The sequence below is a fragment of the Arthrobacter paludis genome, assembly GCF_056782315.1.
The window spans coordinates 82,881-104,438 of the sequence record NZ_JBXAEW010000002.1 but is presented as its reverse complement, the minus strand read 5'-3'; the positions used below and the strand labels follow the sequence as shown (position 1 = coordinate 104,438).

The window sequence follows — 21,558 nt, the reverse complement described above, 5'->3', positions numbered from 1 at the left end:
CCGGCCCCCGGCGCTTAAACGCGAAGGTCCCCGACCCGGTGTGAACCGGGCCGGGGACCTTCTCTCGTTGCGGGGACAGGATTTGAACCTGTGACCTCCGGGTTATGAGCCCGGCGAGCTACCGAACTGCTCCACCCCGCGGCGCAGGACATGACTCTACCGGACGCGGTGCGCAACTCCAAATCGGCCTATCCGTAGTGGCGGTCCTCGAGCAGGATCCGGGCCACGATGAGCCGCATGACCTCGTTCGTCCCCTCCAGGATCCGGTGAACGCGCAGGTCCCGCTGCAGCTTCTCGATCCCGTACTCGGCCAGGTACCCGTAGCCGCCGTGCAGCTGCAGGGCCGAGTCCACGACCCGGTAGCCGGCGTCGGTGGCGACGCGCTTGGCCATGGCGCACAGCCGCAGGGCGTCCGGGTGGTGGGCGTCCAGCGCGTCCGCCGCCCGCCACAGCAGGGCGCGGGCCGTCTCCAGCTCCGTGTCCATGTCCGCGAGCGCGAACCGCACGGTGTCCTTCTCGGCCAGCGGGCCGCCGAATGCGCTGCGCCCGCGCACGTAGGCGACGCTGGCCTCGAGGCCGGCCTGGCCGCCGCCGATCGAGCACGCCCCGATGTTCAGCCGGCCGCCGTTGAGCCCGTGCATCGCGATGCGGAACCCCTCCCCAGCCCCGCCCAGCAGGGCGGCCGCGGGGACCCGGACACCGTCCAGGAGCACCTGCCGCGTGGGCTGAGCGTTCCAGCCCATCTTCCGCTCGAGTGGGCCGAAGCCGAGGCCGGCCGCGTCGCCGGGCACCAGGAACGCGGAGATGCCGCCCGGGCCGGGGCCGCCCGTGCGCGCCATGACGATGTACACCGCCGCGGCGCCGGCCGCGGAGATGAACTGTTTGGTGCCGGTCAGGACGTAGTCGCCGCCGTCGCGCACGGCCTTGGTCGCCAGGGCGGCGGCGTCGGACCCGGAGCCGGGCTCGGTGAGGCAGTAGGCGCCCAGGGCCGTCATGGGGACCAGCTCCGGCAGCCACCGGGCCCGCTGGTCGTCGTCCCCGTACTCGCCCACCATCCACGCGACCATGTTGTGGATGGAGATGTAGGCGGCGATCGTCGGGTCCGCCTTGGCGAGCTCCTCGAAGACCAGCACGGCGTCGCGGCGGGCCAGGCCGGCCCCGCCGTCGTTCTCCCCCACGGAGATTCCGCCCAGGCCCAGCTCCCCCGCCTCGGCCAGCACGTCGAGCGGGAACGCGTGCGTGCGGTCCCATTCGAGGGCGTGCGGGGCGATGCGCTCGGCCGCGAACCGGCGCACCGTGTCGATCAGGTCCTGCTGGTCCTCGGTCGTTCCGAACACGGCACGCTCCCCCTTCGTTGGCTGCTAGCGGCTGACCTTCCCAGTCAGCGACGCGACCGGCGCCATGAACACCGGCTTGGACAGGAACCATGCGGCGACCATGGCGGCCAGCGACGCGGCGAAGATCCAGAAGCCCACCCAGGACGCGTCGTCGCGGGCGGCGTACATGTGGTTGAGGTTGCGCAGCGCGCCGGTCGCCAGGACGAGGGCCACGTGCACGATCGTGAACAGGACGAAGTAGAGCATCACCGGGTAGTGGACGGCGCGGGCGGCCTCAAGGGGAAAGGCGCGGTTGACCGCGGCGCGCTTCGGCCAGGCCTCGGACATCCGCAGGCCCGTCGCGACGGCCAGGGGCGCGGCCACGAACACGGTAACGAAGTAGGTGAGCAGCTGCAGCGAGTTGTAGTTCACCCAGCCGTCCTCCAGCGGCCAGTCCAGCGACAGGTACTGCAGGGCGGCGGAGGCCGCGTTCGGGAACACCTGCCAGCTGGTCGGCACGATCCGCATCCACTGGCCGGTCGCGAACAGCAGCACGATGAACACGAGCCCGTTCAGCACCCACAGGGCGTCAAGGGTCAGGTGCAGCCACAGGTCCATGCTGATCCGCTTGGGCGGGTTCTTGGTCCGGAACCGGCCCCGGTTGTTGCGGGTCCAGTGCGCGGCGGGCCGCGCCGTCGTCCGCACGGCCCAGCCGGTCTTGACGATGAGCACCAGCAGGAACGCGTTGAGGAAGTGCTGCCAGCCCAGCCAGGCGGGGAAGCCCACCGGTGCGGCCTCCGGCAGGGGCGTCCGGCCCGGGTACTGCTCGAGGAAGCCCTCGACCGCCGGGAGGGTGACGAGCCAGCGGGCCGCCAGGACGGCGACCGCGAGGAGGACGACGGCGGCGGCCACCGCGACCCCGATCCGCCGCCAGCGCGTGGCCGGCGCGGCCGCGGACTTCGTTGTTCCGGACTTCACGTCGGTGCATCCTCTCAAAGACAGGCTTCACGGTCAGGATACCCGGACCGCGCGGCCGGAAAGGGTCGCGGCATGCGGAAGGCCCCGGCTCGGTGATCCGAGCCGGGGCCTTCGCTTCCGTTGCGGGGACAGGATTTGAACCTGTGACCTCCGGGTTATGAGCCCGGCGAGCTACCGAACTGCTCCACCCCGCGGCGTGCTTCCCACTCTAGGGCGCCGCGGGGCGGATTCCAAATCGGCTAGCCCTGGCCGCCCTCCGGGGACGGCTGGGCCGACCCCTCGGCCGGCGGAGCGGACTCCTGCGGGGCGGCCCCGCCGTCGTCCTGCGCCGCGCCGCCGGCGATCTCCTCCTCCGCGTCGAGCGCGCGCTGCAGGGCCTGCTCCAGGCGCTGCTGCTGCGTCCCGTAGGCGGCGAAGTCGCCCTCCGCGAGCGCGGCCTGGCCCTCGCGGATCGCGGTGTTCGCGTCCTGCAGGGCATCGCGCAGGCGCTCCTCCGCGCTGGTCTGCGCCGGGGTCTCGCCTCCCTGGCCGCCCTGCCCGCCGTCGGCCCCGCCGCCGTTGCCGCTGACCCCGGAGCCCTCGCTCGTCCGGGCGCCGGAGGCGCCCTCGAAGAGCTGGTCGAGCGCCTCGGAGAGCGAGTCGGCGAACCCGACCTTGTCGCCGAAGGACACCAGGACCTTCCGCAGCGTGGGGTAGGACGTCTCGCCCGTCGACTGGACGTACACCGGCTGGACGTACAGGATGCCGCCGCCGACGGGGACCGAGAGCAGGTTGCCGTTGAGCACCTCGGACGCGCCCTGGCGCAGCAGGTTCAGCTGCTGGGACACCGTGGTGTTCGAGTCGAAGTTCTGCTGGGCCTGGCCGGGTCCGGGGATGACGGTGTTCTTCGGCAGCTCGAGCAGCCGCATCGTGCCGTACCCCTCGGCCTTCTTGCCCGCCTGGTCGCCCGCGTCCGCGTCCACGGCGAGGAAGCCGTAGAGCACGTTGCGCTGCTGGGACCCCTCGCTCGTGACCGGGATGAACGTGGAGGTCAGCGAGAACGTCTCCTCCTCCTGTTCCGGCATGCGCATCGACAGGTAGTACGGCGGCTGCTTGACCGGCTGGTCGCGCTCGGTCGGGTCGTTCGGGACCACCCAGGCGTCGTTGGCCTCGTAGAAGTCGTCCGGGTTGGTCACGTGGTAGGTGCCCAGCAGCTCCCGCTGGACCTTGAACAGGTCCTCCGGGTAGCGCACGTGGGCCATCAGGTCCGCGGTCACCTCCTCGATCGGCTTCACGGTCGCCGGGAACACCTTCTGCCACGACTGCAGCAGCGGGTCCTCCGGGTTCCACGCGTACAGGTCCACCGAGCCGTCGTATGCGTCGACGGTCGCCTTGACCGAGTTGCGGATGTAGTTGATCCGGCCGGTCAGCGGCGTCTGCGCCGCGCCGGTGAGCGAGTCGCGGACGGCGGGCTCGAGCTGCTGCGCCGTGGAGTAGGGGAAGGAGTCGTTCGTCGTGTACGCGTCGACGACCCACTTCACGCGCCCGTCCACGATGGCCGGGTACACGTTCTGGTCCACGGTCAGGTAGGGGGCGACCTTCTTGACCCGGTCCTGCGGGTGGCGGTCGTAGAGGATCTGCGACTCCTCGTTCACGGCGTCGGAGAGCATCAGGTCGGTCGAGCCGAACTTGAGCGCGTAGACGAGGCGGTTGAAGAAGTTGCCCACGTTCGGGCCGCCGTCGCCCTCGAACGTCGTCTGGGAGTCGGCGCCGTCGCCGCCGCCCTGCGGGCGGTCGAGTTCGCGCGGCTCCCAGTCCTCGGGGCCGCCGACGACGGAGTACTCGGGCGAGTTCTCGCCGAAGTAGATGCGCGGCTGGAAGTCGACCTCGTCCGTCAACTCGCCGGTGGCGGGGATCCCGCCGAGCATGAAGTCGGGGCGCCCGCCGACGTCGACCTTGGCGCCGAACGCGGCGACGACGCCGTAGCCGTGCGTGTAGGTGACGTGCTGGTTGACCCACGAGTCGTTGGGGTCGACGTTGACCTCGCGGACCGCGATGACGGTGTCCTGGCTCTGCCCGTCGATGTCGTACCGGTCGACGTCGAGGGTCTCGGCGAAGCGGTAGTACGTGCGGAACTGCTGCAGCTGGGCGAACGCGTCGGAGACCAGCTGCGGGTCCAGCAGGCGGATGTTCGCGGTCGTCGCGCTGTCCCGGGCGAGCGCGTTCTGCGCCGTGTCCGTCGTCGCGTCGTAGTCGGTGACCTGCACGTCGTCGAAGCCGTACGCCTCGCGCGTCATCTGGATGTTGCGCTCGATGTAGGGGCGCTCCAGGGTCTTCTCGGACGGGCCGACCTGGTACTGCTGGACGATGAACGGGTAGACGCCGCCGGCCACGACGGCGGTGACGACGAGCATGGCCGCACCGACCATCGGCAGCTTCCAGCGGCCCATGACGGCGCCGGCGACGAACAGCAGCGCCACGAGGAGCGCGGCGACGGCCAGGATGGTCTTGGTCGGGATCACGGCGTTCACGTCCGTGTACAGGGCGCCGGCGACGCGGCCGTCCTGGTCCAGGAGCGTGGAGTAGCGGTCGATCCAGTAGTTGCCCGCCTGCAACAGCAGGAACAGGCCCGCCGCGACGCTGATGTGGATGCGCGCGGCCCGGGAGACGACGACGCCGCCGCGCTCCTCGATCCGGATGCCCCCGTAGAGGTAGTGGGTCAGGACCCCGGCGATGCCGGCGATGAGCACCACCGAGACCAGGTAGCCGAGCACGAGCCCCAGGAACGGCAGGGTGACCATGTAGAACGTCAGGTCCATGCCGAATTCCGGGTCCGCCTGGCCGTAGGGGACCTGGTTTAAGAAGAGCAGGACCTCCTGCCACTGGCTGGTCACCGCGGTCGCGGCGAAGGCGCCGAGCACGGCCGGGATGCCGATCATCAGCAGGCGGCGGATCGGCTCCAGCTGCGACTGGTAGCGGCTGAGTGCGTCCTGCAGCTGCGCGTCGGGCGCGTAGACGGGGCGCGTGCGGTGGGCGACGGCGAGGCTGGCCCAGACCGCGCCCGCCATGACGGCGAAGGCGACGGCGAAGATGGCGGCCTTGGTCAGGTTCTCCGTCCAGAAGACGCTCGAATAGCCGAGCTGGCTGAACCAGAGGACGTCCGCGTAGATGTTGGCGAAAAAGACGAAGGCCGCGACGAGGACGCCGATGACGACGATCGTCGGCAACAGCGGCGATGGTCTGCGCGGCCGGCCCTCCCCGGGGCGCTGTCCGCCGCCCGCCTCGTCGGAACCGCCGGAGCCGCGGGGGCGTCCGAACGGATTGTCAGCACCGAATGTCACAGTTAGGCCTCATCCTCGAAGGTCTCGTGTTGACCACCGCAACGAGCAGGCGACGGTCCTGGTTCCCATTCTGCCTTCCCCCGGGCGGCGCGCCGAACCGGGGCGTGTCACGGGCGCTACGCCGGGCAGCCGGGCAGCGTCGCGGGGTCGGTGCCGGAGGCGATGGCCTCGACGGCGCTGCGCGCCTCGTCGAGCGTGTCGACGGCGACGACGTCGAGCCCGTCCGGGATCCGTCCGGCCACGTCGCCGCAGTTCCCCCGGGGCGCCAGGAAGGCGTCGACGCCCGCGTCGCGGGAGGCCACGAGCTTCTGTGCGATGCCGCCGATGGGGCCGACCCGGCCGTCCGGGGTGATGGTCCCGGTGCCGGCGATCCGGTGGCCGCCGGTGAGGTCGCCGGGCGTCAGCGTGTCCAGGATGCCCAGCGAGAACATCATCCCGGCGCTCGGGCCGCCGACGTTCTCCAGGGTGAATCCGACGTCGAAGGGGAAGGAGTAGTCGGTGCCGAGGAAGACGCCGAGCTGGCGTTCGCCCTCGGGGCCCTCCGTGGTGGCGACCTCCAGTCCGCGCTCCCGGCCGTCGCGGCGCACCGTCAGCGTGCTGGGTCGCGCGCCGGCCGCGTTGAGCCGTTGCTTGAGCCCGTCGAGGTCCGTGATCGGTTCGCCGTCGAGGGCGACGAGCTCGTCGCCCTCCTCGAGGACGTCGCTGTTGGCCCCGGTCGCGAAGCCACGGACCACCAGCGTGGTCCCGTAGTCGATGCCGAGCTCGGTCAGCGCCGCGGCGACCGCGACGTGCTGCGAGTTGTCCATCTGGGCGGTGTTGCGCCGGGAGATCTGTTCGTCGGTGGTCCCGCGCGGGTAGACGGCCTCTTCCGGGTACACGTCCTGGGCCGGGTCCGCCCAGGCCTGGACGACGCGGAAGAACGGCAACCGGTCCTGGCCGCCGCCCAGGGTGTAGATGGTGGTCAGGTTCAGCTCGCCGTCCGCCGGGTAGCTGGCGCGCCCGTCGACGGTCAGGAGCGGCTCGCCCTCGTGCTCCCCGATGGTGTTGAGGATGGGGCCGGGCGCGTAGACGACGTACGGCGTGGGCAGGGCCAGGGCCCCGAAGGCCAGGACGGCGGCCGTGCCGGTCGCGGCGACGAGGCCGCGGCGCAGGCGCAGCGCACGGGCTGCGGGCTGGCTCGGGTGGTTCACAGGTGGTGGTTCCTTCCGCCGGACGGCCTCTCCAGACTACCGGTGGGCGGCCGCCCCCTTTGCCGTGAGCGAACCGGGGCCCGGGGGCCGGGACGGCGGGGCGGGGGCGCGGTACCGTAAGTGCATGGCTGACCGCGACTCCAACGACCGTCCAGACAACCCCGGCGACGCCGGAGGGAACGATCCGTTCTCCGAGATGTTTGCCCGGATGTTCGGCGGCCAGGTCCCCGGCGGGATCGACCCGAAGGACCTGCCGGAACAGCTGCGCGAGGCGCTCGGCGGCGGCAACGACCCCGAGGCCATGAACGCGATGCTCCGCCAGGCCCAGGCCATGATGGGCGCCATGGCCAGCGGGTCCACCGGTCCGGTGAACTGGAAGCTCGCGCAGGACACGGCCCGCCAGGCGGTCGCGGGCGACGACCCGTCCGTGAGCGGATCCCGCGGCGCGGCCCTGGTCGACGCGGGCCGCCTGGCCGGCCTGTGGCTGGACTCCGCGACCGCCTTCGAGGCGCAGCCCCACGACCTCGCCGCCTACTCGCGGGCCCAGTGGGTCGAGAAGACGATGCCGACGTGGAAGACGCTCACGGAGCCCGTGGCGGAGAACGTCTCCCGCGCGCTCTCCGACGCCCTGCGCGACCAGATGCCCGAGGAGCTCAAGCCCATGCTCGGCGGCGCACAGGGCATGTTCCAGCAGATGGGCGGGGCCCTGTTCGGCATGCAGCTCGGCGGGGCCGTCGGCACGCTCGCCAAGGACGTGCTGGGCGCCACGGACATCGGCTTGCCCCTCGCCGGCGACCAGCCCGCCCTGGTCCCGTCCAACGTCGCGGCCTTCCGCGAGGGCCTGGACCTGCCCGAGCAGGAGGTCCTGCTGTTCCTGGCCCTGCGCGAGCTCGCCCACACGCGGCTCTTCGCGCGCGTGCCCTGGCTGCGCTCGCACGTGCTCGGCGCGATCGACGACTACGCCCGCGCCATCCACATCGACGTCTCCGGCATCGAGGAGGCGGTCCGCGGGATGGACCCCATGAACCCGGAGTCCATGCAGTCCGCGCTGTCCGAGGGCCTGTTCTCCCCGCAGCGGACCGGCGCGCAGGAAGCCGCCCTGGCGCGGCTCGAGACGGCCCTGGCGCTCATCGAGGGCTGGGTCGACGAGGTGGTCGCCGCGGCGGCGGCCAACCTCCCGTCGGGCCCGTCGCTGCGGGAGATGCTCCGCCGCCGCCGGGCCGCCGGAGGCCCCGCCGAGCAGGCGTTCGCGTCGCTGGTGGGCCTCGAGATGCGCCCGCGCCGGCTCCGCGACGCGGCCCGCCTGTGGGCGGTGCTGCTCGAACAGCGCGGCATCGAGGGCCGCGACGCCGTGTGGGAGCACCCGGACCTGATGCCCACTGCCGAGGACCTGGACGACCCGGAGGGCTTCGGCACCCGGCGGGCCCTGGTCGAGGCGAGCGACGACGAACTCGACGCCGCCCTGGGCAAGCTGCTCTCGGGCGGCTACGACGAGCCGGCCGACACGACGGACCGGGACGAGGGCGACAGCGACGGGCCCGGGACGGGCGACGCCGGCGAGCCCGGCGGTGGCGGTCCCGGCGGGAACGGACCCGACGACGGCGCCGGGCCGCAGGACCGCCCCTAGCTCCGCCCCTCGGCCTCCCCGGGCCAGCGCGCCTCAGTACTCCCCCGGCTCCCCCTCGGCCTCGTCGGGTGAGCCCGCGGAGCCCGTCCACCGGTTGAGGGCGAACGCCGCCCCGTCGAGGTAGGCCTTCGCCTCGACCGTCCGCGGGTAGCAGCCCTCGAGGGCCCGGAACGCGGCGTGGTGGCCCCCGGGCTCCACGAGGTGCGCCAGCTCGTGGACCAGCACGTGGTCCTGCACCCACTCCGGCATCTCCCGCAGCCGGTCCGAGAGCCGGATCGTGCCCTCCGTCGGCGTCGCCGACCCCCACCGCGTGCGCTGGTTCGACACCCAGCGGACCGACACGGGGCTGGCCAGGCCCCCGAGGTACCGCTCGTTCAGCCTCCGGGCCCGCTCCATGAGCTCCTCGTCCGTCCGGCCCGGCCGGCGGCCGGGCCGGCGCCCGTCGCGCAGGCGCTTGACCATGGTCTCGACCCAGCGCTCCTCCTCCGCCGCGCTGAGGCGGGCGGGGACCATGACGACGGCGGCGCCGTCCCGCCACACGGCCTGGACGGTGCGGCTGCGGCGGGCCGACCGCTGGACCCGCACGCGCAACCCGTCGACGGCCGTGAACTCCCGCACCTTCGGTGTCGCCGGCATCTCGCCACTCCCTTTCTCGGGCTTCCTCGGGCCCCACGTCCCGGCCCCTGTGGATAAGGGAAACGGGCCCGGAGGGGCGTGCCACCATGGCTGGTCCGGGGGAACGGATGGACAGATGTGGAGGCCCACCATGGGAATCAATCCCGGATTCAGGCTCATCACCCTAGCCGACGGCTCCGTCTGCCTCGGCACCGGCCCCGGCGGCCTGTGGATACGCGGCCTGGACGCCCGGCAGCTGGCCTTTGTGGAGGACATGTCGGTCGGCCGGCCACCCCGCCCCGACCTGCCCGACGGCGAGCGCGAGCGCCTCCTGCGGGCCCTGGAACCGGCACTCGTCGAGGACCCCGGCCCGGGCCGGGGCGCCGGCGGCGCGCGCGGAGACCGGTTGGCCCCCGACATCGCCCAGTGGTCGGCCGCCTACGCCAGCCACGCCGGCGGGCCGGTGGGCCGCCGCCCCCGGCGCACCGTGCGCGTCGCGGGGCTGGACCGGTGCGCGCTCCAGGTCGCGGACCTGCTGGCCGCCGCCGGGATCGGCTCCCTGGAACTGCACGCGGCGGGGACGGTCGGCGCCGGGGACCTGGGCACCGGTCCCCTGCGCGACGCCGACCTGGGGCACCCCCTGCTGGATGCGGCCCTGTCCCGGCTGGCCGCCCGACACCCGTACACGCGCTTCTGCGCGTGGGACCCCGCCGGCCGGCCCGGGGCGGGGACCGCCCCGGACGCCGTGGTCGCCGTCGCCCACGGTTGGCTCCCGCCGACCTGGTCGGCGCACCTGGCGGGGTCGGCGGCGCCGCACCTGCGGGTCCTGGTCGGCGACGCCGGCGCGGACGTCGGCCCGTTCGTGGTCCCCGGAGCGACGGCGTGCCTGGACTGCCTCCCGGACACGGCCCTGCCGGCGGCCCCCGCCGATCCGGAGCGGACACCGGCTGCGCGCGTGGAGACGGCCCTGGCCACGGCCGTTGCGGGCATCGCCGCACTCCAGGTGCTCATGCTCGTCGACGGCGTCAACGTCCCCGCGAGCGTGGGCGGCATCCTCTCCCTCGACCTCGCGACGGGCGGGACGGTGCGGCGCGCCGTCGAGCCGCGGCCCGGGTGCTCCTGCCGGACGGTCCGGGCCGCCTGAGGGCGGCGGTGCGGCGGCCCGGCCCTAGGCCGGGTCCGCCCCGGCCGTGAGGATGTCCAGAACGTCGCGCCCGTACCGCTCCAGCTTGCTCCGGCCCACGCCGGGCACCTTGGCGAGGGCCGCGGCGTCGCCGGGCTTGGCCTCGGCCATCGCGATCAGCGTCGCGTCCGTGAAGACGACGAACGCCGGCACCTCGGCCTCCTGCGAGGTGCGCAGCCGCCACTCGCGCAGCCGCTCGAACACGGCCTCGTCGTAGTCGGGCGGGCAGTTGGCGCAGCGGCGCAGCTTCCGTTCCGCCGCCGACCCCAGGAGCGTCCCGCAGACGCGGCAGACGGGCGGGCCCGCGGTCCGGCCGCGGCGGGCCGGCCGGCTGCCGGCGCCGGCGCCGCGCGAGGGCGCCCCCGGGCGCAGCCCGTCGAGGAACCGGGACGGGCGCCGGTTGGCCCGCCCGCCCGGCGTCCGGGAGAGCGACCAGGACAGGTGGAGGTGTTCGCGGGCCCGGGTGATGCCGACGTAGAGCAGGCGGCGCTCCTCGTCGACGGCCCGCTGGTCCTCGGCGAAGGAGATCGGCATGAGCCCCTCGCTCAGCCCGACGAGGAAGACGGCGTCCCACTCCAGGCCCTTGGCGGAGTGCAGGGACGCGAGCGTGACGCCCTGGACGGTGGGCGCGTGCTGGGTGGCGGCGCGCTCGTCGAGCTCCGCCGTGAACTCGACCAGCGAGAACGGGGTCTCCCGCCCGGCGCGCGCGGCGGCGAGTTCGTCGGCGAGCGCCACGAGGGCGGAGAGCGACTCCCAGCGCTCGCGGACGGCGCCGCTGGAGGCCGGGGCCTCCGCGGAGTAGCCGAGGGAGGCCAGCACGTCGCGCACCTGGGCCGGCACCGGGTCCTCGGACGGGACCCGGGACGCGGCCCGGAGGGCGAGGATGCCGTCGCGGACCTCGCGGCGCTGGAAGAACCGCTCGCCGCCGCGGAGCCGGTAGCCGATGCCGGCGGCGCCGAGGGCCTGCTCGAACGCCTCGGACTGCCCGTTGGTGCGGAACAGGACGGCGATCTCGGCCGGCGCGACCCCGCGGTCGACGAGCCCCCGGATCCGGGCCGCGACGTCCGCGGCCTCCGCCTCGTCGTCGGAGCACTCGGTGAAGACCGGTTCCGGGCCCGCCGGCCGCTGCGCGATGAGCTCCAGCGGTTCCGGCCAGACCGCCGTGTCCCGTCCCGGCAGGCGCGGGTCGGGGCGGCGCTGCCCGAGGATGCGGTTGGCCAGGTGCACGACCTGCGGCGTCGAGCGGTAGTCGCGCACCAGCTTCACGACCGGGGCCTCTGGGTGCCGCTCGGTGAAGCGCAGCAGGTGCGACGGCGTGGCCCCCGTGAACGAGTAGATCGTCTGGCTGGAGTCCCCGACGACGCAGAGCTCCCCGCGCCCGCCGACCCACAGGTCCAACAGCCGCTGCTGCAGCGGCGAGACGTCCTGGTACTCGTCGACCGTGAAGTGCCGGTACTGCTGGCGCACCTGGGCGGCGACACGCTCGTCCTCGTCGAGGATGCCCACGGTCAGCAGCAGCACGTCCTCGAAGTCGATCACGTGCCGGTCCGTCTTGACGTCCTCGTAGGACTGGAAGAGCCGGGCCACGGTGGTGTGGTCCAGGCCGGCGGGGGCCGTCCGGCCGCGGGCGGCCTCCGCGTACCCCTCGGGCGTGTGCATGGAGACCTTCGCCCATTCGATCTCGGCGGCCAGGTCGCGGATCGAGGCCCGGTCGGTGGTGATCCGCAGGCGCCGCGCCGCCTCGGCGACGAGGTGGGCCTTGTGGTCGATGATGTTGGGCAGCTGCCCGCCGATGGCCTGCGGCCAGAAGAACTGCAGCTGGCGCAGGGCGGCCGCGTGGAACGTGCGGGCCTGCACGCCGGGGGCCTCCAGGTCCCGCAGGCGGCTGCGCATCTCCGAGGCGGCGCGGGCCGTGAACGTCACGGCCAGGACCTGGTTCGGCTTGTAGACGCCGGTGTGGACGCCGTAGGCGATGCGGTGCGTGATCGCGCGGGTCTTGCCCGTGCCGGCGCCGGCGAGCACGCACAGCGGGCCGTTCAGGGTGCTGGAGACCTGCCGCTGCTCGGCGTCGAGCCCGGACAGGATCCTCTCCTCGATGGTGGCCATGCCCCTCAGTTCTCCAGCCGCGCGGGTTCGGGGACGGGGCCGCCGTACCACGCGTCGATCAGGTGCCGGGCGATCGACGTCGCCCCGGGGAGGGCGATGGTCCCGTCGGCGGCCTCGGCGGCGAGCCGCTCGCGCGTGAACCAGCGCAGGGCCACGATCTCCCGCCCGTCGGGCTCGGTCTCCGTGCCGGTGGCGCGCGCGAAGAAGCCGAGCATCAGCGAGCGCGGGAACGGCCACGGCTGCGAGCCGGCGTAGCGCGGGTCGACGACGGCGATGCCGGCCTCCTCGGCGACCTCGCGGACGACGGCGGCCTCCAGGGACTCGCCGGGCTCCACGAAGCCGGCCAGGGTCGAGAAGCGGTGGCCTCCCCACGCGGAGTTGGCGCCCAGCAGCAGCCGGTCGGCGTCGTCGGTGATGGCCACGATGATGGCCGGGTCCGTGCGCGGGAAGTGCTCGGTGCCGTCCTGCGTGCAGACGCGGACCCATCCGCTCTGCGCCGCCCGGGTCGGGGCCCCGCAGCGGGGGCAGTGCGTGTGGGAGGCGTGCCAGGCGGCGATCGCGGCCGCGGCCGTGAACAGCCCGGCGTCCGCGGCGGGGAGCCCGGCCGCCACGTCCCGCAGGCCGAGCCATTCGGGGGCGCCGGCGTCGTCCTCCCCCGGCCACGCCGAAGGCGGGTGGGCGACGTCGGCGAGGACCACCTCGCTGTTCCCGCTGCGGCCGAGGTACACCGGAGTGGCCCCGGGCGGCGCGACGTCCACGGGCAGCAGCGCCAGCCGCCCGTCCCGGACGGGCGCGCGCCCGCCGGAGAGGACGAGCACGCGGGTGGCGGGATCGGCCAGCAGGCCGGGCAACCACGCGTCGTCCAGGCGCTGCTCGCAGGCGCGGTCGAAGCCGGGGTCGGCCAGCGGGAGCCCGGGCAGCGGCCCGGGGGCGGCTCGGTGGCGGGGTACGGTCGCGGCGGACGGGCTGGGATCCATGCCCCCTACGGTACGGCGGCGGGCTGCGGGCCGCACACCGGGCGCGGGCCCTGTGGGAAGCGCCACCGGGGACCGATCGCGCCCGTCACACCCGGTCGCGGGACGCCGGTCTGGCGACTCGCCGCGCCCGCGCCCGGGCGGGCGGCGCGGCGCGGCTTACCGTGGGAGGCGTGAAACGCTCTCCCATGGAACTCGCCGCCATCGCCACCGCCGCGGTGCCCGGGCTCGCGCCCACGGGTGTGGCGTCCCTGCCCGACGATGCCGACGACTTCGATTCCGCGGTGATCGTCGACGCCCAGCGCAACCGCTGGCGGGTCCGTTCGCCCCGGCACGACGAGGCGAGCATGCGCCTGGAGACGGAGCTGTCCGCCCTGCGCTCCTTCACCCCCGGCGTCCGCGCCCAGCTGCCATTCCGGATGCCCTCGGTCGCCGGGACCGTCCGCCAGGGCACCCTGCGCACGTTCGTCTACAGCCACCTGCCCGGGACCGTGCTCGGGTTGGATTCCATGGTCGCCGCGGGCGGGCGCACCGCGGAGGACGTCGGCCGCGCGATCGCGGCCATCCACGGGCTCCCCGAGGACGTCGTCGACCGCGCCGACCTGCCCTCCTACACCGCGAACGAGTTCCGGCAGCGCCGCCTGAACGAGCTCGACCAGGCCGCGACGACGGGCCGGATCCCGCCCCGGCTGCTGCGCCGCTGGGAGCACGCCATGGAGGACGTCGCCCTGTGGCGCTTCCACCCGACGGTGGTCCACGGCGACCTGCACGAGGAGAACCTGCTGCTCGAGAACGGCCGCGTCGTGGCCGTGACCGGCTGGACCGACCTGCGCATCGGGGATCCCGCGGACGACTTCGCCTGGCTGGCCGCCGTGCACGAGCAGTCCTTCGCCGACGCCGTGTCGGAGGCCTACACCAAGGCCCGCGAGGGCGCCGACCCGCACATCATGCGCCGGGCCGCCCTCGCCGCGGAGTTCGCGCTCGCCCAGTGGCTGGCGCGCGGGATCGCGACCAACGACGCCGAGCGCATCGCCGAGGCCGAGGAGATGCTCCACGAGCTCGACGAGGACATCGCCGAGTACGGAGGACAGCCGATCTCCGTCGTCGAGCCCCCGAGTTTCAACGCCCCGCTGCCGGACCCGGGGGGCCAGGGTCCCGACCGCCAGGGGGCCGCGGAGGCTCCGGCGGCGGCCGCGGGACCCGCCGCCGTGGCGGTGTCCGGGGACGCGCCGCGCGAGGCGCCGTCCGGGGCGGACGACGACGGCGCACCGGACGCGGACGACCGGGACGGCGGCGAGCCCAGCGGAGACGACCGGGACGGCGGCGAGCCCAGCGGAGACGACCGGGACGGCGGCGAGCCCGGCGGAGACGACCGGGACGGCGCGGACGACGACACGCCGGCCTTCCTGGTCTCGCACGATCCCCCGCCCACCCCGGCGCCCGCCGCGGACGCGGACACCCCCGCCCCCGGGACCGGGCCCGCCGGAGCCACCACCCCCGCCGAGGCGCCCACCTCCGCGATTCCGGTGATCGAGATCGGGCGGCCCCGCGACGAGCGGGACGCGACCGGCACGTAGGCCACTTCCGGCCCGGCCCGGCGGCCGGGACGCGCGGCGCGGACGCCCGCGCCTAGGTCGCGTCCGGGGCGCCGCCGGCGGCGAGTGAGGTCGCCAGGAGCTCCTCGAGGGCCGATTCGTCGGCCAGGTCGTGGGGACGCACGGTCTTGCCCGCCCCGACGTAGTAGAACGCGGCGCCGACGGACGCGAGCGGAACGCCGCGCAGCCGCGACCACCCCAGCCGGTAGACGGCCAGCTGCAGCGACTTGGCGCGCAACTCCGCGCCCGTCGGCACGTGCCCGGTCTTCCAGTCCACGAGGTCCCAGGCCTCGCGGCCCTCGGCGTCGCGGCCCCGGAAGACGGCGTCGATCCGTCCGCGCACGGTCACCGGTCCGATCCGCGTCTCCAGCGGAACCTCGACGGCCTCGGGCTGCCGGTCGGCCCACTCGCTGGCCAGGAAGGCCTCCTTCATCTCCGCCAGGCCGTAGGCCTCGTCGACGGCGGCATCGGCCGCGCCGGGGAACTCCCCCAGGTCCAGCATGCCCGTGCTGCCGTAGTGCTCCTCGACCCAGGCGTGGAACGCGGTGCCGCGCCGGGCCGCCACGCCCGGGCGGCGCGGGACGGGCCGGCGGAGCTGGCGCAGGACCTGCCCCGCATCAGTGGCCAGGTCCACGAACAGGGAGGCGCGCACGTGGGCGGGCAGGCCCGGGCGTTCCGGCGTGGCGGCGGCCGCCCGGTGCCGGGCCAGCAGCAGCGACGCCTCGTGGTCCCAGGCGGCGCCGGCCGCCGTCGCGGGCGCCACGGGCCCGGCGGCGAGCCGGTCGAGGACCTCCCCGGCGGCGGCCTCGACGGCGGCGCGGCGGCCCGGCGGCCGGCGTTCGGGCTTCCCTCCGCGGACCCGTTCCGGGCCCTCGAGGGGGTCGTAGGGCCAGAGCGCGGTCACGGGGACCTCCCGGTGCGGGTTGCGCTCCGGCGCGTCGCCGTCGTCCACCCACGTGCCGCGCACCGCGGCCGGCGTCGGCCCGTCGGCCAGCGGCAGCAGGTCCCGCAGGAACACGGACGGCGCCGTCGGCTTCGTGCGCGTCCCGGTCCACACGGTGGTCGTGCACAGGAGCAGGTGCTTGGCCCGGGTCAGGGCGACGTACGCGAGGCGCCGCTCCTCGCCCTCGCCGTGGGCCTGGACGTCGGCGCGGAACCCGGCCTCCGCCTCGAGCGCGTCGTACAGGGACTCCTGGTCGGTGTCCCACTGCGGCAGGTCGTGCCGGTCCCCGCGCAGCGGCCAGGGCAGCGCGCTGTCCCCGGACGTCCACCGGTTGTCCGAGGCGGACGGGAACACGCCCTCGTTGAGCCCGGCGACGGCGACGACGTCCCACTCCAGGCCCTTGGACGCGTGGATGGTCAGCAGTTGCACGGCGCCCGTGGTCGCCTCCTGCTGCACGACCTCCAGCCCGCCCTCCTGGGCGGCCGCCGCGTCCAGCCAGGAAAGGAAGCCGGACAGGTCGGTCCGCCACGCCGTGGACGCGTAGCCGGCGGCCACGTCGGCGAACGCGTCCAGGTGGCGCCGGGCCGCGTGCAGCCCGGTCCCGGGCCGCGCGGCGACCTCGATGTCGAGGTTCAGCGTCCGCTCGACCTCGCCGACGAGGGTCGTGAGGTCGTCCTCCGTGAACGCGCGCAGGCGCCGGACCTCGGCCTGGAGGCGGGCCAGCCGCTCGCGCGCGGCGTCCGTGAGGGACCTCCCGTCCGCGCTCGTCCACCCCTCGGGCGGGAGGTGGTCCAGCGCCTCGACGAGGCTCGCTGCCTCGGCGATCTCGGAGCGCGCCTCCGCGCGGCTCGCGGCGTCCGCGGTCTCGGGCGTCTCGGTGTCGAGGGTCCGGCGCTCGCGCAGCGCGGCCTCCCGGCGCCGGGCCAGGAAGCGGGACCAGTCCGAGAACGCCATGAGGTCCGCCGGGCCGATCCGCCACCGGGCGCCGGCCAGCAGGCGCACCAGGGCGTCGGAGCGGGCGGGATCCACGAGGACGCGCAGGGTCGCCACCAGGTCGGTGACCTCCGGCATGCCCAGAAGCCCGCCCAGGCCCACGATCTCGTACGGGATCCCGCGGGCCGTCAGGGCCTCCGCGACGGGGGCGAACTGGCCGCGGGTCCGGCAGAGCACGGCCATCGTCGGCGCCTCCCCGTGGGAGGACCGGTGCGCGTGGTGCTCGCGCAGCATCCGGTCCGCCAGGTGCGCGGCCTCGTCCGCGCCGGTGGCGTGCCGGGTCAGCTCGACGCGGCCGGGCCCGGCGAACGGGCTGGCCACGAGCGGCGGGACGGCGGCCCGGGCCGGCCCGGCGCCCGCGCTCGGCTCCGGCCGGTTCAGGGCCGCGGAGACGGCGTTGGCTGCCTTGAGGACGTTGACGGAGTTCCGCCACGCCGTCGTCAGGTAGGCCGTATCGGCGGGCCGGAGGCCACCCGCGCCGTCGTCCGCGGGGAACTCCTGCGGGAACCGGAACAGTTGCCCGGCGGAGGCGCCGCGGAAACCGTAGATCGACTGGTTCGGGTCGCCCACGGCGGTCACGGCGTGCCCGCCGGAGTACAGGCTGGAGAAGAGCACCATCTGCGCGTGGGAGGTGTCCTGGAACTCGTCGAGGAGCACGACCCGGAACCGGTCCCGTTCGGCCTCCCCCGCGGCCGGGACCGTGCGGGCGATCCGGGCGGCCAGCGCGACGAGGTCCCCGTAGTCCATGGCCCCGCGGCGGTCCTTGGCCGCGGCGTAGCGTTCGGCGAGCAGGGCGACCGTCGAGCGGGTGCGCAGCTTGTCGAGCAGGTCCGTGGCCTTCTGCGCGGGGGCCGCCCCCTTGCCCGCCCGGTAGGGCAGCGCGGCGAGCCGTCCGACCAGCCCGTCCAGCCAGGCCCGGGCCCCGGACGGCTCCACGAGGTGCTCCGCGCACTCGCCGGCGAACGTCGTCACGGCGGAGATCAGGGTCGCCTTCGAGGCCGAGAGGTGCGCGTGGTCGCCGTCGTACTCCTCCACCACGGAGGCCGCGAGCTGCCACGACTGGGCGGCCCCGAGCAGGACGGTGTCCGGTTCGACGCCGATGCGCAGGCCGTGGTCCTGGACCAGCGTGTTGGCGTACGCGTGGTACGTGGACACGGTCGGTTCGAGCGGGCCGTCGTCGTCCCACTCCACCAGGCCGCTCGCCGCGAGCTGGGCCAGCTGCTGCCGGATCCGCTGCGCGAGCTCTCCGGCGGCCTTGCGGGTGAACGTCACCCCCAGCACCTCGTCCGGGCGGACGTGGCCGTTGGCGACGAGCCACACGACGCGGTCCGCCATGGTCGCGGTCTTGCCGGAGCCGGCGCCGGCGACGACGAGCAGCGGCTCGAGCGGCGCACCGATGACGCGGGCCTGCTCGGGCGTGGGCCGGTGCTGGCCCAGCAGTTCCGCCAGTTCCTCGGGGGCGAACCTCACGGCTCGGTCACCTGCCTTCCCTCGCTGCACAGCGGACAGACGGACGGCAGCCGGCAGCCGGGGCCGCGTCCGGACCGGGAGGCGTCGTGGCGGGCCAGGAAGTCGGCCGCACCCATGAGGCCGGCGGCCTCGAGGACCATCGGCGTCGCCCAGTCCTCCTCCCCCACCGGCGGCTGGGCCTGCTCGCGCGGGGTCTTCGCCGTCGTCCCCAACTGGACCAGCGCGGCCCCGGCCGGGACGCGGGGCACCCCGTCGCCCAGGGCCCCGGCGAGCACCGCGGCCTGGTAGCTGCCCAGCTGCGGATTGTGCTCGACGTCCTTGCCTGCCGGCTGGGAGCGGCCGGTCTTCAGGTCGACGACGTAGGGCCGGCCCTCGCCGTCGACCTCGAGCCGGTCGACGACGCCGCGCAGGCGTGCGGACGCGGGCCGGCCGTCCGGCCCGGTGCCGGCGACCTCCGCGTCGAACTCGATCTCCCGTCCGGCCAGGGTGCGGCCCGACGTGCGCATCAGGATCGCGTACTGGGCGAGCTTGCGCAGCATGGACTCGGCGCGCTCGCGGTCCCTCGCGGTTTCCCAGTTCTCGGGCAGGTCCAGGGACGGCCAGCGGGCGTCCAGCGCGGCCGCGTACTGGTCGCCGGTCGCGTCGGGGAGTTCCTCGGCGATCGCGTGGACCAGCGTGCCGAGGCTGCGGGCGAAGTCGGTGGCCGCCTCGCCGCCGGCGGCCTGCACGAACCAGTTGAGCGGGTTCTCGAGCGCGGCCTCCACGCGCGACGGCGACACGCGCACCGGGCCCTCGGCGGGGGCGACGGGCGCGTGGGAGCTGGAGGGGGCCAGACCCCACCAGGACGCGGGGTGGGCGCCCCGGACCGGGACCGGCTCGGCGGCGAGCCGGGCCAGCACGGCCGCGGCGTCCGCCGCCTCGGCGTGCGGCCCCGGCGCGGGCGTGCCGCCACTGGTGGCCGCGAGCGCCGCCTCGAGCCGCTGGCGCAGCAGGGCGACGAGCGTCGCCAGGGTCCGTGGGCGCGGCACGGCGGTCACGGGCCGCGGTCCCGCCCCCGTCCAGGGTGCGGCCAGGTCCAGGAACGCCGAGGGCTGCAGGTCCTCGGAGGCCACGGCAATGCAGACGAGCGCCTCGGACGCGCGGGACACGGTGGCGGCGAACTGGCGGAGCTCGTCGGCGCGGACGGCGCGCAGCCGGGTCGCGGCCGACCGCCCGGCCAGGGCGCCGGGGCCGTGCTCGACGACGTCGGCGAGCGCCCCGCTGCCCAGCAGTTCGCCGCGCAGCCGGGTGTTCGGCCAGATGCCCTCCTGGAGCCCGGGCACGACGACCAGCCGCCAGCTGCGGCCGACGGCCGCCGCGGGGGTCAGGACCTCGACGGCGGGGCCGGTCCCGCCCCGGCCCGCCAGGGAGTCCATCGGCAGCTCCTGGGCCAGGACGTGCTCGGCGAACTGGGCGACCGTCGATCCGGGCAGCTGGTCCACGAACCGCTCGGCCGCCTGGAAGAGGGCCATGACCGCGTCCAGGTCGTGGTCGGCGCGCGCCCCGGCCGCGCCGCCGGCCAGGGCGGCCTCCCGCCAGCGCTTCGACATGCCGGACGCCTCCCACAGCGCCCACAGGGCGGTCTCGGCATTGCCGTCCGGTCGGGCCAGGTCCTTCGAGAGCGCGTCGAGCATCCGCCCAAGGCGGCGCGCGCCGCGGGCCTCCCGGCCCAGCGGCTCCAGGACCCAGGGGTCCACCAGTAGCCCCGCGAGCAGGTCGTCGCTGCGTCGGCGCCCGCCGGCGGCCCGCTCGTCGCGGAGCAGCGCCTGCCGCAGGCGGCGCACGTCCAGGGCCGAGGACGCGCCGTAGCGGCCCAGCAGCAGGGCCTCCATGCCGGCCGCGTCGGTGGCCGGCCCGGCGCCGCCGTCGGCCCTCCCGGCTCCGGCGCCGCCGTCGTCCGCGTCGCGCAGCCAGAGGCCCAGGCGCAGCAGCTCGAGGAGGGGGCGGACCGCGGGCTCGTCGCGCAGCGCCGTCTCGGCCGGGGGCACGGCGACGGGCACGCCCTGGCCGCCGAGGTGCCGGGCGACGTCGCGCACCTGGCCGCCGTTGCGGACGACGACGGCGATCTCCTCCAGCGGCACCCCGCCCATGAGGTGGGCCTCGAGCACCCGCTGGGCCACGAGCCGCAGCTCGTGCACCGGGGAGTCGACGAGGTGGGCCTCGACCCGGCCCTCCGGCCGGTCGGCGGGCACCTCGAGGCGGCGCCCGGTCCCGCCGGCGGCCACGGGGATGCGGCGGGCGATCCGTCCCCACGCCGCGGCGACGGAGGCCGGCATGCGCAGCGACTCCGCGAGCTCGAGGACCGTGGCGGGGCGGGCGTCCGTGCCGTAGTCGGCGTCGAAGCGGGCCAACAGGTCCGGGCGGGCGCCGCGGAAGCCCTGGACGGCGTTGTCCGGCGCGGCGAAGGCCAGGAGGTCGGCGTCGCGGCGCAGCAGGGCCAGGAGCCGGTGCTGCGCCGGGTTGGCCTCCTGGAGGTCGTCGACCGCGACGAGGGCCAGCCGGTCGCGTTCGTCGTGGAGCAGGTCGGGGAACGCCGCGAGCAGGTCCGCGGCGGCCGTGATGAGCCCGGCCGGGTCGAACGCCTCGGCGCTGCCGAGGTCGAGCAGGTCGCGGTACTCCTGGTGGAGCTGGGCGGCGGCCGTCCATTCCGGCCGGCCGCAGGCCGCGCCGAGGGCCTCGAGGTCCCCGGGCTGCAGCCCGTGCTCGGCCATCCGGTCGAAGAGCTCGCGGACCTCCTGCCGGAAACCGCGCGTGCCCACGGCCTCGCCCAGGCTCGCCGGCCAGGCCGGTCCCGGCACGAGGCCGGCGGCGTGTCCGGCCAGGAGCTGGCCGATCAGGGTGTCCTGCTCGGGGCCCGAGAGCAGGCGCGGCGGGCGCGGCAGGTGCGGCAGGAGGCCACGCAGGCGCGCCCGGCGGATGAGGTCGAACGCGTACGCGGACCACGTGCGCACCGCCGGCTCCGAGAAGGTGGCGTCGACGGCGGCGGAGAGCGCGTCGCGCAGGTCGGCGGCGCCGGCCCGGGACGGGACGAGGACGAGCAGCCCGTCCGGGTCCAGCCCGGCCCTCAGCCGCGCCGTGACGACCTCCAGCAGGGCCGTCGTCTTGCCCGTGCCCGGGGCCCCCAGGACGAGGACGGGGCCGTGGCCGGGCGCGAGGGCGGCGACGCGGGCGCGCGGGTCGGCCAGGAGGGTGGGGGCGGCAGTCACGTC

Annotated in this window: 12 protein-coding genes and 2 tRNA genes; 3 read left to right on the top strand and 11 right to left on the bottom strand. The window is 75.2% G+C overall.

Translation table 11 applies throughout. From position 1 onward, the window contains the following. Positions 1–67: 67 nt before the first annotated feature. From AC1Q5D_RS02000 to AC1Q5D_RS01975, 6 genes are all read right to left on the bottom strand, one after another. Positions 68–141: transfer RNA gene (locus tag AC1Q5D_RS02000), tRNA-Met, on the bottom strand. 47 nt (positions 142–188) lie between these two features. After that, positions 189–1,337 (bottom strand): acyl-CoA dehydrogenase family protein, encoded by a 1,149-nt coding sequence (locus AC1Q5D_RS01995; protein WP_481736884.1) that lies wholly within the window; start codon positions 1,335–1,337, stop codon positions 189–191. 24 nt (positions 1,338–1,361) lie between these two features. Next, positions 1,362–2,294: a cytochrome b/b6 domain-containing protein gene (locus tag AC1Q5D_RS01990; protein WP_481736883.1), complete on the bottom strand. Its 933-nt coding sequence runs from the start codon at positions 2,292–2,294 to the stop codon at positions 1,362–1,364. Positions 2,295–2,414: 120 nt separating this feature from the next. Then, positions 2,415–2,488, bottom strand: a tRNA-Met gene (locus tag AC1Q5D_RS01985). Between the two features lie 45 nt (positions 2,489–2,533). Then, positions 2,534–5,500, bottom strand: a complete 2,967-nt coding sequence (locus AC1Q5D_RS01980; protein ID WP_481736882.1) for a UPF0182 family membrane protein — start codon at positions 5,498–5,500, stop codon at positions 2,534–2,536. A 230-nt stretch (positions 5,501–5,730) separates the two neighbouring features. Next, positions 5,731–6,804: a YlbL family protein gene (locus tag AC1Q5D_RS01975; protein WP_481736881.1), complete on the bottom strand. Its 1,074-nt coding sequence runs from the start codon at positions 6,802–6,804 to the stop codon at positions 5,731–5,733. A gap of 124 nt (positions 6,805–6,928) precedes the next feature. On the opposite strand from AC1Q5D_RS01975, the gene AC1Q5D_RS01970 reads away from it, so the two are divergent. Next, positions 6,929–8,431, top strand: a complete 1,503-nt coding sequence (locus AC1Q5D_RS01970; RefSeq protein ID WP_481736880.1) for a zinc-dependent metalloprotease — start codon at positions 6,929–6,931, stop codon at positions 8,429–8,431. A gap of 33 nt (positions 8,432–8,464) precedes the next feature. On the opposite strand, the gene AC1Q5D_RS01965 is transcribed toward AC1Q5D_RS01970, so the two are convergent. Then, positions 8,465–9,067, bottom strand: coding sequence for a M48 metallopeptidase family protein (locus AC1Q5D_RS01965; protein WP_481736879.1), 603 nt, complete (start codon positions 9,065–9,067; stop codon positions 8,465–8,467). Positions 9,068–9,197: 130 nt separating this feature from the next. On the opposite strand from AC1Q5D_RS01965, the gene AC1Q5D_RS01960 reads away from it, so the two are divergent. After that, positions 9,198–10,190 carry a hypothetical protein gene (locus AC1Q5D_RS01960; RefSeq protein ID WP_481736878.1) on the top strand — a complete coding sequence of 331 codons (993 nt, stop codon included), beginning with the start codon at positions 9,198–9,200 and terminating at the stop codon, positions 10,188–10,190. A gap of 24 nt (positions 10,191–10,214) precedes the next feature. Here the strand turns inward: AC1Q5D_RS01960 and AC1Q5D_RS01955 are convergent, their stop codons facing one another. After that, positions 10,215–12,335, bottom strand: coding sequence for an ATP-dependent DNA helicase UvrD2 (locus AC1Q5D_RS01955; RefSeq protein WP_481736877.1), 2,121 nt, complete (start codon positions 12,333–12,335; stop codon positions 10,215–10,217). Between the two features lie 5 nt (positions 12,336–12,340). Continuing rightward, positions 12,341–13,312, bottom strand: a complete 972-nt coding sequence (gene nudC / locus AC1Q5D_RS01950; RefSeq protein ID WP_481736876.1) for an NAD(+) diphosphatase — start codon at positions 13,310–13,312, stop codon at positions 12,341–12,343. A 170-nt stretch (positions 13,313–13,482) separates the two neighbouring features. Here nudC and AC1Q5D_RS01945 point away from each other — a divergent pair, with 170 nt between their 5' ends. Continuing rightward, positions 13,483–14,886 (top strand): macrolide 2'-phosphotransferase, encoded by a 1,404-nt coding sequence (locus AC1Q5D_RS01945; protein WP_481736875.1) that lies wholly within the window; start codon positions 13,483–13,485, stop codon positions 14,884–14,886. Between the two features lie 52 nt (positions 14,887–14,938). Here AC1Q5D_RS01945 and AC1Q5D_RS01940 read toward each other — a convergent pair whose 3' ends face one another. Then, positions 14,939–18,310 carry an ATP-dependent helicase gene (locus tag AC1Q5D_RS01940; protein WP_481736874.1) on the bottom strand — a complete coding sequence of 1,124 codons (3,372 nt, stop codon included), beginning with the start codon at positions 18,308–18,310 and terminating at the stop codon, positions 14,939–14,941. Continuing rightward, positions 18,307–21,555, bottom strand: coding sequence for an ATP-dependent helicase (locus tag AC1Q5D_RS01935; protein ID WP_481736873.1), 3,249 nt, complete (start codon positions 21,553–21,555; stop codon positions 18,307–18,309). Before AC1Q5D_RS01935 ends, AC1Q5D_RS01940 begins: the two co-directional genes overlap by 4 nt. Positions 21,556–21,558: the final 3 nt, after the last annotated feature.

Coding starts and splice junctions, on each gene's coding strand:
- AC1Q5D_RS01970 (WP_481736880.1), top strand. CDS start 6,929: ATGGCTGACCGCGACTCCAACGACCGTCCAGACAACCCCGGCGACGCC.
- AC1Q5D_RS01965 (WP_481736879.1), bottom strand. CDS start 9,067: ATGCCGGCGACACCGAAGGTGCGGGAGTTCACGGCCGTCGACGGGTTG.
- AC1Q5D_RS01960 (WP_481736878.1), top strand. CDS start 9,198: ATGGGAATCAATCCCGGATTCAGGCTCATCACCCTAGCCGACGGCTCC.
- AC1Q5D_RS01955 (WP_481736877.1), bottom strand. CDS start 12,335: ATGGCCACCATCGAGGAGAGGATCCTGTCCGGGCTCGACGCCGAGCAG.
- nudC (WP_481736876.1), bottom strand. CDS start 13,312: ATGGATCCCAGCCCGTCCGCCGCGACCGTACCCCGCCACCGAGCCGCC.